The organism is Micromonospora sp. LOL_023 (genome assembly GCF_048060115.1).
GTDB lineage: Bacteria > Actinomycetota > Actinomycetes > Mycobacteriales > Micromonosporaceae > Micromonospora_E.
Genome location: NZ_JBHMIM010000005.1, coordinates 1 through 12376, shown reverse-complemented (window position 1 = coordinate 12376; position 12376 = coordinate 1). Strand labels below are relative to the sequence as shown.

General features: G+C 72.5%; 9 protein-coding genes. 5 read left to right on the top strand and 4 right to left on the bottom strand.

Annotated features, from left to right (window positions below; genetic code table 11):
* The first annotated feature begins 71 nt into the window (after positions 1–71).
* Entirely contained in the window at positions 72–971 is a 900-nt protein-coding gene (locus tag ACFHVL_RS04190; RefSeq protein ID WP_416625705.1) for a hypothetical protein, read from the top strand.
* Here the strand turns inward: ACFHVL_RS04190 and ACFHVL_RS04185 are convergent.
* From ACFHVL_RS04185 to ACFHVL_RS04170, 4 genes are all read right to left on the bottom strand, one after another.
* A complete protein-coding gene (locus ACFHVL_RS04185; protein ID WP_416625704.1) occupies positions 964–2133 on the bottom strand; it encodes a methyltransferase in 1170 nt (389 codons plus the stop codon). The genes ACFHVL_RS04190 and ACFHVL_RS04185 overlap by 8 nt on opposite strands.
* A 71-nt stretch (positions 2134–2204) precedes the next feature.
* Positions 2205–3998: a DEAD/DEAH box helicase gene (locus tag ACFHVL_RS04180; protein WP_416625702.1), complete on the bottom strand. Its 1794-nt coding sequence runs from the start codon at positions 3996–3998 to the stop codon at positions 2205–2207.
* A gap of 564 nt (positions 3999–4562) precedes the next feature.
* The gene (locus ACFHVL_RS04175) at positions 4563–4787 is read right to left on the bottom strand and encodes a DUF3107 domain-containing protein (protein ID WP_326551264.1); all 225 of its coding nucleotides are present in this window, start codon (positions 4785–4787) and stop codon (positions 4563–4565) included.
* 66 nt (positions 4788–4853) lie between these two features.
* Positions 4854–5540: a TetR/AcrR family transcriptional regulator gene (locus ACFHVL_RS04170; protein ID WP_416625699.1), complete on the bottom strand. Its 687-nt coding sequence runs from the start codon at positions 5538–5540 to the stop codon at positions 4854–4856.
* Positions 5541–5776: 236 nt separating this feature from the next.
* Here ACFHVL_RS04170 and ACFHVL_RS04165 point away from each other — a divergent pair, with 236 nt between their 5' ends.
* The 4 genes from ACFHVL_RS04165 to moeZ all read left to right on the top strand — a co-directional run bounded on the left by ACFHVL_RS04165 (position 5777) and on the right by moeZ (position 12259).
* A complete protein-coding gene (locus tag ACFHVL_RS04165) occupies positions 5777–8686 on the top strand; it encodes a hypothetical protein (protein ID WP_416625698.1) in 2910 nt (969 codons plus the stop codon).
* 89 nt (positions 8687–8775) lie between these two features.
* Complete coding sequence (locus ACFHVL_RS04160) at positions 8776–9756, top strand: DUF3152 domain-containing protein (RefSeq protein WP_416625696.1); 981 nt, start codon at positions 8776–8778, stop codon at positions 9754–9756.
* A 310-nt stretch (positions 9757–10066) separates the two neighbouring features.
* The gene (locus ACFHVL_RS04155; RefSeq protein WP_416625694.1) at positions 10067–10957 is read left to right on the top strand and encodes a DUF3152 domain-containing protein; all 891 of its coding nucleotides are present in this window, start codon (positions 10067–10069) and stop codon (positions 10955–10957) included.
* A 141-nt stretch (positions 10958–11098) separates the two neighbouring features.
* Positions 11099–12259, top strand: a complete 1161-nt coding sequence (gene moeZ, locus ACFHVL_RS04150) for an adenylyltransferase/sulfurtransferase MoeZ (RefSeq protein WP_416625693.1) — start codon at positions 11099–11101, stop codon at positions 12257–12259.
* Positions 12260–12376: the final 117 nt, after the last annotated feature.

Here is a 12376-nt window from a genome sequence, read left to right as displayed (position 1 = left end):
GATTTCTGCTGATCCGCCACGGGCTACCGTCGGTCGGACACCGGCGACGAGACGGGAAAGGCGGCCGGCAGGTGACGGAGACATCCACGGTGCGGCTCGCCACCGGGACCGGCGTCGTCCTGCTCGCGCTGCTCGGCGGGTTCGCCCTGGGCCGGGCCGTCACCGCCCCGACCGGCATCGGTACGCAGCCCGCAGCCAGCTCCGACGACCACTCCCACCCAGCCGGCACCGGCCCGCATCTGCACGGCGGCACCGACGGCGGTGACGAGGTGTCCGGGCTGGCGGTCAGCGACAGCGGCTACACGCTCGTCCCGCGGCGCACCGAACTGCCGGCCGGCGTCGAGGTCGATCTGCGGTTCCAGGTGGTCGACGCCGAGCTGCGGCCGGTGACCTCGTTCGAGGTCGTGCACGACAAGCCGATGCACCTGATCGTGGCCCGCCGGGATCTGACCGGCTACCAGCATCTGCATCCGCAGATGTCGCCGGACGGTACCTGGAGCATCCCGCTGCGGCTGGCCGATCCGGGGATCTGGCGGCTCTACACAGACTTCACCCTCCGCGACCCCGGCGGTACGCCGTTGGCGTTGACGCTCGGCGTCGACCTCGTCGTGGCCGGCGACTACACCCCGACCGCCCTGCCGGCGGCGACCGACACCGCCGAGGTGGACGGGTTTACCGTACGGATGCGGGGTGCGCCGCAGCGCGCGGTGGTCGCGCCGCTGTTGTTCGAGGTGGTCCGCGCCGACGACCCGGCACCCCGGCTGGAGCCGTACCTCGGCGCGTACGGGCACCTGGTCGCGGTGCGCGCCGGTGACCTCGGCTACCTGCATGTGCATCCGGACCCGGAGCTGGTCGACGGGGCGGTGAAGTTCTGGCTGACCGCGCCGGGACCGGGTGACTACCGGCTGTTCCTGGACTTTCAGGTGGCCGGGGTGGTGCGTACCGCCGAGTTCACGGTGACGGTCAGTTGACCGGTGCCGGCTGGTCGTCGGCGGTCAGCAGGGCCTGCAGCCGTGGGGTGACCGCCCACTGGTCGACGAGTTCGGCGTACGCCCGAAGGTGTTCCCGCTGGTCGGGAACGCCGCCGCGCCGCGCCCGCAGCAGCAGGTTGCGCGGGGTGTGCTGGGAGTCGATGAACTCGACCACGTCGACCCGGTAGTCGTGGGCCCGCAGCAGCGTCGCGCGAAGCGTGTCGGTGAGCACGTCGGCGAAGCGTTCGCGCAGGATGCCGCTGGCGACCAGCGGCCCGTACGGCGCGGGGGCCGGCCGCTGGCGCAGTTGGGCGGCGATGTCGTGGTGGCAGCAGGGCGCGGCGAGCACCCATCGGGCCTGCCAGAGGACCGCCCGGGCCAACGCCTCGTCGGTGGCGGTGTCGCAGGCGTGCAGGGCGAGGACCAGATCGGGTGCGGGGTCGACGGTCACCTGCGCGATGGTGCCGGCGACGAACGTCACCTGCTCGGTGCAGCCGAGTTCGGCGGCGAGCGCGGTGTTGCGCCGTCGCTGGTCGTCGCGGACGTCGACGCCGGTGACCAGCGGGTCGGCACCCCGATCGGCGAGATAGCGGTACGCGGCGAAGGTCAGGTACGCGTTTCCGCAGCCCAGGTCGACCACGCGCAGCGGCCCGGTGGGCAGCGGGTCGGGCAGGGTGGCGGCCAGTGCCCGCAGGAACGCGTCGACCTGCCGGCGTTTGGCGGAGCTGGCACCGATCGCCGCGAACAGCGGGTCGTCGGGGTCGAGCAGGTACTGCTTGGCGCGGTCGTGCCCGGCGGGTTCGGCGACGGTCCGTTGCTCGGTACGCCGGTGCACCTGCGCCGCGCCCTTCTTCGTCACCCGCAGCTGCATGGTGCCGGTGGCGGTCTCGACGTGCCAGTTGCCGAACGGTTCGGCGAGCAGTTGGTCGACGGCGGCCTCGGCCGGTGCCCCCAACGGCAGATTGCGGGTGGTCGGCCGGGTTCCGTCGCTGGTGACGATCTGCAGGTGGGTGCCGGCGCGCAGGGCGACCAGGCGCAGCTCGGCGCGGGTCACCGCAGGCGGTGTGCCGCGGCGGCGGCCGGCGGCGACCGCCCGGGTGAGGTGCGGGCTGAGGAGCAGCGCCCGGACGTCGGCGAGGGCGTCAACGAGGGTTTGCGGCATGGTCGTGATGATCCGGGGTCCGACCCGGGCGGACGAAGTCCGACCCCGGTGGGACCCCGGCTCGTGATCCGTCAGCCGTCGCCGCTGGTGCTGCCGCTGTCCCGGCCGCCGCCGCTGGCGTCGCCGTGGCTGCTCTCGCTGGCGCCGCTGCGACGACGCCGCCGCCGCCGGGCGGCGGGTACGCCGGTCGCGGCGGTGCTGCTCTGCGGTCCGGTGCCGCTGTGGTCGGTGCCGGTGCGGCCGGTGGTCGAGGCCTGGCCGGCCGAGGCACCTGAGGTGCCGGCGGAGGTGCCGGTGGTCGCGTCGCCGACCGGCTGCCCGGCCCGACGGCGGCGGCGCGGCCGGCGGGAACTGGTGGCCGAGGTGTCTTCGCCGGCCGCTGGCGTGCTGGCGCTTGGCGTGCCGGTGCTCGGTGCGCTGGCCGTCGGGCCGCTGGATCGGGTGCCGGACCCGGACCCGGCCCGGGGGGCGCGTGAGCGGGAGCGGCTGTCCCCATCGCGTGGTCCGCGGTCGGATCGGCCGCCGCCGTCGCGGCGTCGGCTGCTCGGGGCGCGTCCGCCGAGGTCTTCTTCGACTTCGGCGGAGAGCCCGACGCGGGTCCGGTCGGCGCTCGGCAGCGTGCCGGTGATGTCACGGGAGATGCCCAGGTCGGCGTAGAGGTGGTCGGAGGTGTGGTACGTCTCCGGCGGCTCCGGCATCTCCAGCCCGAGGGTCTTGTCGATGATCCGCCAGCGGGTGACGTCCTCCCAGTCGACAAAGGTGACGGCGACTCCGGAGGCACCGGCCCGCCCGGTGCGGCCGATCCGGTGGGTGTAGGTGTCCTGGTCTTCCGGGCAGTCGTAGTTGATCACGTGGGTGACCCCGGAGACGTCCAGTCCGCGGGCGGCGACGTCGGTGGCCACCAGGATGTCGATCTTCCCGGCCCGGAAGGCGCGCAGGGCCCGCTCCCGGGCGCCCTGCCCGAGGTCACCGTGCACGGCGGCGACCGCGAAGCCACGGAAGTCGAGGTCCTCGGCGACCCGGTCGGCGGCTCGCTTCGTCCGCGTGAAGATCATCGTCAGGCCGCGCTCCTCGGCCTGCATGATCCGGGCGACGATTTCGATCTTGTTCATCGGGTGGGTGCGGTAGACCACCTGACGGGTCAACGGCGGGACCCCGGCGACCACCGCGTGCCCGGCGTGGATGGTGACCGGCTGGCGCAGGAAACGCCGCGACAGCGCGACGATCGGATCCGGCATGGTCGCCGAGAAGAGCATCGTCTGCCGGTCCTCGGGCAGCATCGCCAGGATGCGTTCGACGTCGTCGAGGAAGCCGAGGTCGAGCATCCGGTCGGCCTCGTCGAGCACCAGCGCGCGGATCCGGTCCAGCCGCAGCTTCTTCTGCTTGGCCAGGTCCATCAGCCGGCCCGGGGTGCCGACGAGGATCTCGACGCCGGACTTGAGCGTCTCGATCTGCGTCTCGTAGGCGACGCCGCCGTAGATCGGCAGGACCCGTACGCCCCGGGTCTTGCCGGCGACGGCCAGGTCCTTGGCGACCTGCAGGCCCAGCTCACGGGTAGGGACGACGACCAGCGCCTGCGGTACGCCGTCGGCGCCCTCGGCGGGGGCGAAGACCCGGTCGATCAGCGGTACGCCGAAGCCGAGGGTCTTGCCGGTGCCGGTGGGTGCCTGACCGATGAGGTCGGTCCCGCGCAGCGCGATCGGCAGCGCGTACTCCTGGATGGCGAAGGCGTGCACGATGCCGACCTCGGCGAGCGCCGCGACGGTCTCCGGCCGAGCGCCCAGCTCGGCGAAGGTGGGGCTGCTCGGACGGCCCGGTGCACGCTCGGCCGGCTCGTCGCCAGCGGGTTCAATGATGTCAGTCATCAGATTTCGGGGGTGCCCTCTCATGTGCGCCCCGCCTGAGTCGTGAGGGCGCGTATCGGATGCGGCGCCGGGATGGCGCCTGCTTCGTGCGGCGCCGGGATGGCGCCTGCTTCGTGCGGCGCCGGGATGGCGCCTGCTTCGTGCGGCGCCGGGACGGCGCCTGCTGTGTTCGGCACCGGGACGGCACCTGCTGTCGCTGGCGGAGCGGTGTCCGCGGGATGCAGCGGTGCGTCAACTGACGGCGCTGGCCACACGCGATCGAACGATCGCGGGCCGCACGCGCGCCGCGAACCCCGTGCGAGCAGACTCGACGGCCGCAGCATTTGTTGAACATGGTAGCCGAGGTCCGCGCCGAGGTGGAGATGCTCAGCGACGATGCCCGGAACCGGGAGGGTCGACTGTGAGCTGAATCACTGCCACCGGGTGGTCGTTGGTCCAGGTCCAGCCCGGCGGGCTGGACCGCCGGGCACGGCGAAGATCAACGGACCGGCGGTGTCGTCGGCCACGAACCGCCGGCCGGACGCTGGTCGAATCGGTGTCGACCAGCGCGGTGCTGCCGCTCGGTCAGCGGACGGTGAAGCCGACCGATCGGGGTGCGGCCTCGGCGATCTCGACGTAGGCGACCTTGCTCACCGGCACGATGACCCGGCGGCCGCGCTCGTCGGTGAGTGACAGAGTCCCCTCGCTCGCGATGGCCTGGGTCACGAGCTGCTCGATCTCAGCCGGAGACTGGGTGCTTTCCAGAACGAGCTCGCGCGGCGCGTACTGCACGCCGATCTTGACCTCCACGGGTCCTCCTTGAGGTGGGCGAAAACAACGCCATCGCGAAGGTTAGCCGATGAGTGCGGGCTGCGGTCAGGATGCCTCACCCTGTAGCGGGAAGGATGCCTCACCCTGGGCGGTGGAGGGCGCCTCGCCCTGGAGGGGGAACCCGGCGATTCCGCGCCAGGAGAGCGCGGCCAGCAGCGACTCGGCCTCGCTCTTGGGCACCTGCCGGCCGCCGGCCAACCAGAACTGCGCGGCGGTCTCCGCCGCACCGACCAGCCCGGACGCGAGGAGTTCGGCACGGGAACGGCTCACTCCGGTGTCCGAGATGATGGTGTCGGTGATAGCGGCGATGCACTCCCGTTCGACCCGTTCGACCCGGGCCCGTACGGCCGGCTCGTTGCGCAGGTCGGAGTCGAAGACCAGCCGGAAGGCGCCGCTCTCCTCATCCACGAAGTCGAAGTACGCCTGCACCGCGCCGCTGACTCGTTCCTTGTTGTCGGTGGTGGCCGCCATCGCCGACGAGACTTTCGCGATGATCGAGTCGCAGTGCGTATCGAGAAGCGCCAGATACAACTCCAGCTTGCCCGGAAAGTGTTGATATAGCACTGGCTTGGAGACGCCGGCGCGTTCAGCGATGTCATCCATCGCCGCCGCGTGGTAACCCTGTGCTACGAATACTTCCTGCGCGGCGGCGAGCAGCTGCTTGCGGCGCGCGGAGCGCGGCAGCCTCGCCGGCCGGCCGGCCGTCTGTGCGCCGCTCGACGCAGCGGTCATGTCGAACCTCCGAGTTGGGTGGAGCCATCTGGTCGACGAATGAACTGAAACGATCAGTGCATATCAGCTGGCCGGTCAATTGGCCCGACGTTGCAACTTATCGACACTCTCAGCACACGGTAGCCTCAGCGGGGGCGACCGAGGAGCGCACGGTGGACGAATCAGGTGAACCCCGCGGGGCTGCACCGGGATCAGACGATGGCGGAGCGGATCCGCGAGGCCGTCGTGACCAGGCAATGAGCAGCTGGACGGGGTCGCCGACCAGGTGGTCGGACGGGTCGGGCGTCGAGCCGGACGCGCCGACGCGCGCCAGCGACGGCTGGAGCTCCCGCGACGCCCCGGTCAGCGGACCGGGCTGGGCGCAGACCCCGTCCGGTTACGCCGAGGTACTGCAGTTTCCCCGGAACCCGCGCAGCGGCCCGGCCCGCGGTAGCGGGCGGGCCGGCGACAGCGGGCGGCTGGCCGCCGATCCGATGAGCCGGCCGATCAGCGCCAGCCCGTACCCGATGGAGCCGGGCAACCCCCGCGACCAGGCCATGGTGCCCACACCGCGCCCGGCACCGGCCGGTGAGTCGATCGGTGACCGACCCGGCGGTGCGTTCACCGGGCAGGCCCGATCCGACGACCGCCCCGGTGGGGATTCCCGGACCGGCACCGAAGCCGGCGCGGAGCGGGAACGCGGGCCGCAGCCCGACCGGCCCACCGGCGGCGAGCCGCCCCGCCGGTCGTCATTCGACAACTCCCGCCCGACAGTTGCCCCGGTGAACCCGCCGCCACGCTGGCAGGAGACCGCAAGAGCGGTGCCGACCACGCCGCTGCGGGCGGTTCCGCTCGCCTCGGCGACGTCGCAGACGCCGGTGTCACCGGCCGCGCCCCGCCCGGCCCGGCCCGCCACCCCACCCGGCTTCCAGACACCGCAGACCGGTCGACCGTCAGGGGAGCGGCCCGCGCCGGCCAACCCCAACGACCGGTTCTCCGGGGCCGGCCCGGAGCAGACCACCGGCGGGAGCCGGTCGGGGCCCGCCAACCCGCCGGCCAGTGCCGCCGCGGCACGGCCGGCCGACGACCCGTCCGCAGGCCGTGAGCGATCGTCGGGCCGCGAACCATCGTCGGGCCGCGACCGGCCGAGTACGCCACCGCACTTCGTCGCGGACCCCGGCCATCGTGGCTCGGGTGCCACCGGGGAGTGGCCCAGACCGATGACCGAGCAGTGGTCGCGGTCAGGCGGCTCCGGCCAGTGGCAGCAGCCACCCTCGACCAGCACCGACGCGGCCGACGCCGTACCAGTCAGCGCCGCACCGGTCAGCGCCACCCCGACCAGTGGCACACCGGCCAGCGAACCGCCGGTCGGCACGACCCCGACCTCCGGCGGGCCGGCCAGCGGCGGCGGGCCAGACTGGCCGTACGCCGAGAGTTGGGTCTCCGCCGAATCGGGCTGGCCGGCCAACCCCGCCGAGCACGGTGAGCAGGCGGCAGAGCCGACCGAGCCGCCTTCCTGGGCGCCTCGGACCAGCGGAGACTGGTCGGACCAGCCGCCGCCGGGCTGGTCCGATGCCGGCCCGCCGACCCCTGGCTGGTCCGATGCCGACCCGCCGACCCCTGGCTGGTCCGATGCCGGCCCGCCGACCCCTGGCTGGTCCGATGCCGGCCCGCCGACCCCTGGCTGGTCCGATGCCGGCCCGCCGCCGCCGGGCTGGTCCGACGCCGGTGACCGTTCCTGGCCGGCTGACGTCGGCGATCAGCAATGGCCGGGCGACGGTGGCGACCGCGCGTGGGGGCGCGAAGCCAACGACGGCCCCGGCTGGTCCCCGCCCGAGCAGGGCGGGGCACCCGACGAACCGCCGTGGCGACCGGAACAGCCGGCACCGGCCAACCTCGGCTACGACCAGGACAGGTACGACCCGGGCCAACCCTGGAACACATCCCTGCCCGGCCCAGGCCCCGAACAGGCCAGCGGGCCGGAGCCACGGCGGCGGACCATGCCGCGCGGACCGAGCGGTACGGCCGATGGCGGCCCCCCGCCCGGTGCCACGGTGCCGCCTCCAGATTTCCCGGCCAATTTGTCCACCCCGATCGCTGCGGCAGCGCTCGACACGCTGCCGCAGCGGGTCCCTGCCGACCCGGATGTGCCAACTGTGCCGCAACCACCTGCGGTGGAACCTTCGGCGGAGACGCCAGAACTTGCCCGCATCGCCTCACATCTGCGCCGGGGCGACTCCACCGGGCAGCCACAGGAGCGGCCGGAGGGCTTCGATGTCAAAGCCATCCTGGCCGCGGTGCGTGGCGTCGGTGGCGTACGGGACGCGTCGCTGCGTACCACCGATGCCGGCGCGCACAGCCTGCGACTCGACCTGGCTGAGGGGGCCGACCCGGCTGAGGTGAGCCGGATGGTCGCCCGGCTGCTGCAGGAGCGGATGGGGCTGGCGGCGGCACCGCAGAACCTGCCGGGTGCCTTCCCCGGCCCGAGCATGCCGACGGCGCCGATGCGGGGCGGTCCGTTGGCCGGGACACAGCCGGCGGATCTGCGGTCCGGGCCGGACGGCCCGGCCATGTCCTGGTCCGCGCCGGATCCGGTGGAGGTGCCGCGACGTCGTCGGCTGGGACAGCGTCCCCAACCGGGGTACGCCGGAGTGGCGGCGGTGCCAACGTCGGCGGTGCCGGCTTCGGCCCTGCCCTATTCGGACAGTGGCACCGGGCCGGAGAGCGGCCCGCCGCGTCCGCTGAACCCCGGCGGGCGGCCCGGCCCCCGCGTCGTGCTGAACCATGTGCAGGTCAGCACGTTCGGGGTGGACGCCACCGTCGAGGTGCATCTGACCGCTGGACCCCGGACCACGTCCGGGCTGGCGACCGGCCCGGCGGTCGACAGCTACGTGCTGCGGCTGTGCGCGGTGGCCGCCGCTTCGGCGATCGAGGAGTTGCTCACCGGTCCGTCCGGGACACTCGACCGGGGCCGGTGTTTCGTGGAGCACGCGGCGGTCGTGCCGATGGGTGGCTGCGAGGTGGCGGTCGCCGTCGTGCTGCTCGCCTGCGGCGGCTGGGTGGAGCAACTCGCCGGCTCGGCGGTGGTAGCCGGCGACCCTCGGCAGGCTGTGGTGCGCGCCACCCTGGCCGCGGTGAATCGCCGCCTCGACGCGCTGTTGGCCTGACCCGACGCCTGACCGCCGCCCGAGCGGCTGCCTCCGGCGGCGCGCCCGAGCCTGCGCGATCGGCGCCACCTGTGGCAAGGTGGTCGGCGATGCCTGCCAGCGACCCGAACCTGCGCGATGGCGGGGCCTCGGCGCACAGCCGGCCGACCCGTCACCGGCACAGCCGGGCTGTCCAGTCGCGGCAGCGGCAGCGGCAACGGCGGCAGCAACGCCAACGGCGGCGCCGGCAACGGCGACACTGGCCGGTGTTGGCCGCGTCGCTGGTCGCGGTACTCGGGCTGGCGGCAATCGGGTTCGCGCTGCCCCAGTTCGGGTTGGACGGTGACGCGTTGGCCGCGCTCGCGGGCGTCGGCCGGCAGGTGACCGCGGCACCCAGCGAGGCCGCGGCACCCAGCGGCAGCGGCAGCGTCCCGGCGCCGAGCAGCCCGGCACCGCCACCGCCGACCACCCCGGCGCCGCCGGTGTTGCAGTTGGCGGGCGCGGTGCCGTCGACCGGCAGCGGAGAGTTCGCCTTCGCGAGCGCCCAGGGGGAGGTCACCGGCCGCTCCGGCACGTTGCGTCGGTACCGGGTCGCGGTCGAGGTCGGCGCGGGCGAGGACGTCGAGGCGTTCGGTGAGATCGTCGACCGGACCCTGGCCGACCCGGACAGTTGGACCGCCGGCGGCCAGTGGCGGCTGCAGCGGGTCCCCGACCAGGCCGGCCACGACTTCACCGTCTACCTGGCCACCGCGGATACGGCGTACCAGATGTGCCAGGCCGGGTTCGTCGACATCCGGATCGACGGCCGGCCGTACACCTCGTGCCGGGCGCAGGGCAGAGTGATCATCAACCTGGACCGCTGGCGGCTGTCGGTCGAGCACTTCGTGGCGGCGGCCGTGCCGCTGGACGTCTACCGGGCGTACGTGCTCAACCATGAAGTCGGTCACGAGCTCGGCCACGGGCACGAGCAGTGTCCGGGTGCCGGCGAGCCGGCGCCGGTGATGATGCAGCAGACCCTGTTCCTCAACGGATGTGTGGCCAACCCGTGGCCGTACCTGGCCGGAGAGCGGTACGCGGGTCCATCGCTGTGACCGTCGCCACCCGGCGAACCGGCACCGCCACCAGCGCCGACCGTCGTCGGATACGGGGCATTTGGCCAGATTGAACCCCTGAACCGGCGATCTCCGCGCGTCGGTTCGGCGGAGTGGGCAAGTCGTGACAATCTGTGCACGTCAGGCCAGGAATCCGCGCCGGTCCGCCCCCTGCCAAGCACCGACCCGACCGGCGCGGAATGGCGAGGGACGCCATGAGGGGCGGGCCGCAGTGCGTGGGACGCAGCCAGATACCGACCGCAAGAAGCAGTGGTACGGATCGACCCGGTCGGCGTCGGCCGCAAGGCCGGTGTCAGAGCCGGGGCTGGTGCCGGTGCCGGCCCGCCGAGAGAGACTGCGCCGCCGGCGACGGGCAGGCGTACTCGCGTTGGTGGTGATCGCCGGAGCCTTGACCGGCACCTACTTGTTGCACGCCGCCGCCGACGCCGACGGGCGAATCCCGGCCGCCGTGCACGACCCCGACCCCGACACCGGCACCGCCGGTGCCGAGGGTGAAGGTGTCGAGGGCGACGCACCTGGTGACGCCGGGTTGCCGCCGCTGCTGCAGCCGTCACCCGCCGAGCCACCGGCCGATGCGGCGACGGATCCGGCCGTCGGCCCGCCGGCCAGCTACCCCGAGACCGGACCCGGCACCTTCGGCTACCTCACCGGCGCTGGGCCGACGCTCGGCTGGTCCGGTGAGCTGCGCCGCTTCCGGATCGCGGTGGAGGACGGGACCGGCCAACGCGCCGACGAGTTCGCGGCGATCGTCGACAAGACCCTCGGCGACGAGCGGAGCTGGGTGGCCGGCCGGCAGTTGCGGCTGCAGCGGGTGCCCCGGCAGGACATCGCCGAGTTCACCATCTATCTGGCCACCCCGGGCACCTCGGAACAGATGTGCGCGCTCGGTGGACTCGCCACCGAGAAGTACACCTCGTGCCGGCTGCCCGGCCAGGTGATCATTAACGTGGCGCGGTGGCTCGAAGCGGTGCCACACTTCGACGGCACCCTCGCCGAGTACCGTGCCTACGCGATCAACCACGAGGTCGGCCACCAGCTCGGGATGGGCCACGAACTGTGCCCGGGGCCGGGGCGGCCCGCGCCGGTCATGCAGCAGCAGACGTACGGGATGCAGGGCTGCACAGCCAACGGCTGGCCGTTCCTGGACGGCAAGCGCTACACCGGACCGCCGATCCTGTGACCGGTCATCCGTGACCGTCATCCGCGCGGCGCCAACTATTCCCGGATCCCGGATGGCGGGCGGTGTCGCTACTCATGGTCGAGTGGGCGGTCGGCGAGCAACAATAGCGCAGCCAGCATTGCCGATCCCGGGGAGTTCACCGTGTCGTTGCCCCCGCTCGTCGAACCCGCCGCCGAGCTGACCGTCGACGAGATCCGCCGCTACTCGCGGCATCTCATCATCCCGGACGTCGGCGTCGACGGTCAGAAACGCCTCAAGAATGCCAAAGTGCTCTGCGTGGGCGCCGGTGGTCTCGGCTCGCCCGCGCTGATGTACCTGGCCGCGGCCGGCGTCGGCACCCTCGGCATCGTCGACTTCGACACCGTCGACGAGTCGAACCTGCAGCGCCAGATCATCCACGGCCAGTCCGACATCGGCCGGTCCAAGGCCGAATCGGCCGCCTCGTCGGTCCGGGAGATCAACCCGTACGTCAACATCCAGATCCACGACGTGTCGCTGGACAACGACAACGTCTTCGACATCTTCGGCCAGTACGACCTGATCCTCGACGGCACCGACAACTTCGCCACCCGCTACCTGGTCAACGACGCCTGCGTGCTGCTCGGCAAGCCGTACGTGTGGGGGTCGATCTACCGCTTCGACGGCCAGGTCAGCATCTTCTGGGACCAGCACGGCCCGAACTACCGGGACCTCTACCCGGAGCCGCCGCCGCCCGGAATGGTGCCGTCATGCGCCGAGGGTGGCGTGCTCGGCGTGCTCTGCGCCTCGATCGGCTCGATCATGGTGACCGAGGCGATCAAGCTGATCACCGGCATCGGTGACCCGCTGCTCGGCCGGTTGATGGTCTACGACGCCCTGGAGATGACCTACCGGGTCGTCAAGATCCGCAAGGACCCGAACGGCGAGCCGATCACCAAGCTGATCGATTACGACGACTTCTGCGGTGCCGTCTCGACCGAAGCCGAGGAGGCGGTCGTCGACTCCACCATCACCGCCCGCGAGCTCAAGGAATGGCAGGACGCCGGCAAGGACGTGTTCCTCATCGACGTCCGGGAGCCGGCCGAGTACGAGATCGTCAAGATCCCCGGATCGACGCTGATCCCCAAGGGAGAGTTCATCTCCGGCGAGGCCCTCGCGAAGCTGCCGCAGGGCCGGCAGATCGTGCTGCACTGCAAGTCCGGCGTACGGTCGGCCGAAGCGCTCGCCGCGGTCAAGGCCGCCGGCTTCGCCGACGCGGTGCACCTGCAAGGCGGCGTGCTCTCCTGGGTCAAGCAGATCGACCCGGCGCTGCCCAGCTACTGACGACGCCGCCGGCCGGGGATCTGGTGCGGCCAGCTCCCCGGCCGGCTAGCCTCAGCCCTTCATTATGGGCGGGTCCACATAGTGGATCTTGAAAGACAGGTGCCTTCTGACCTGGGA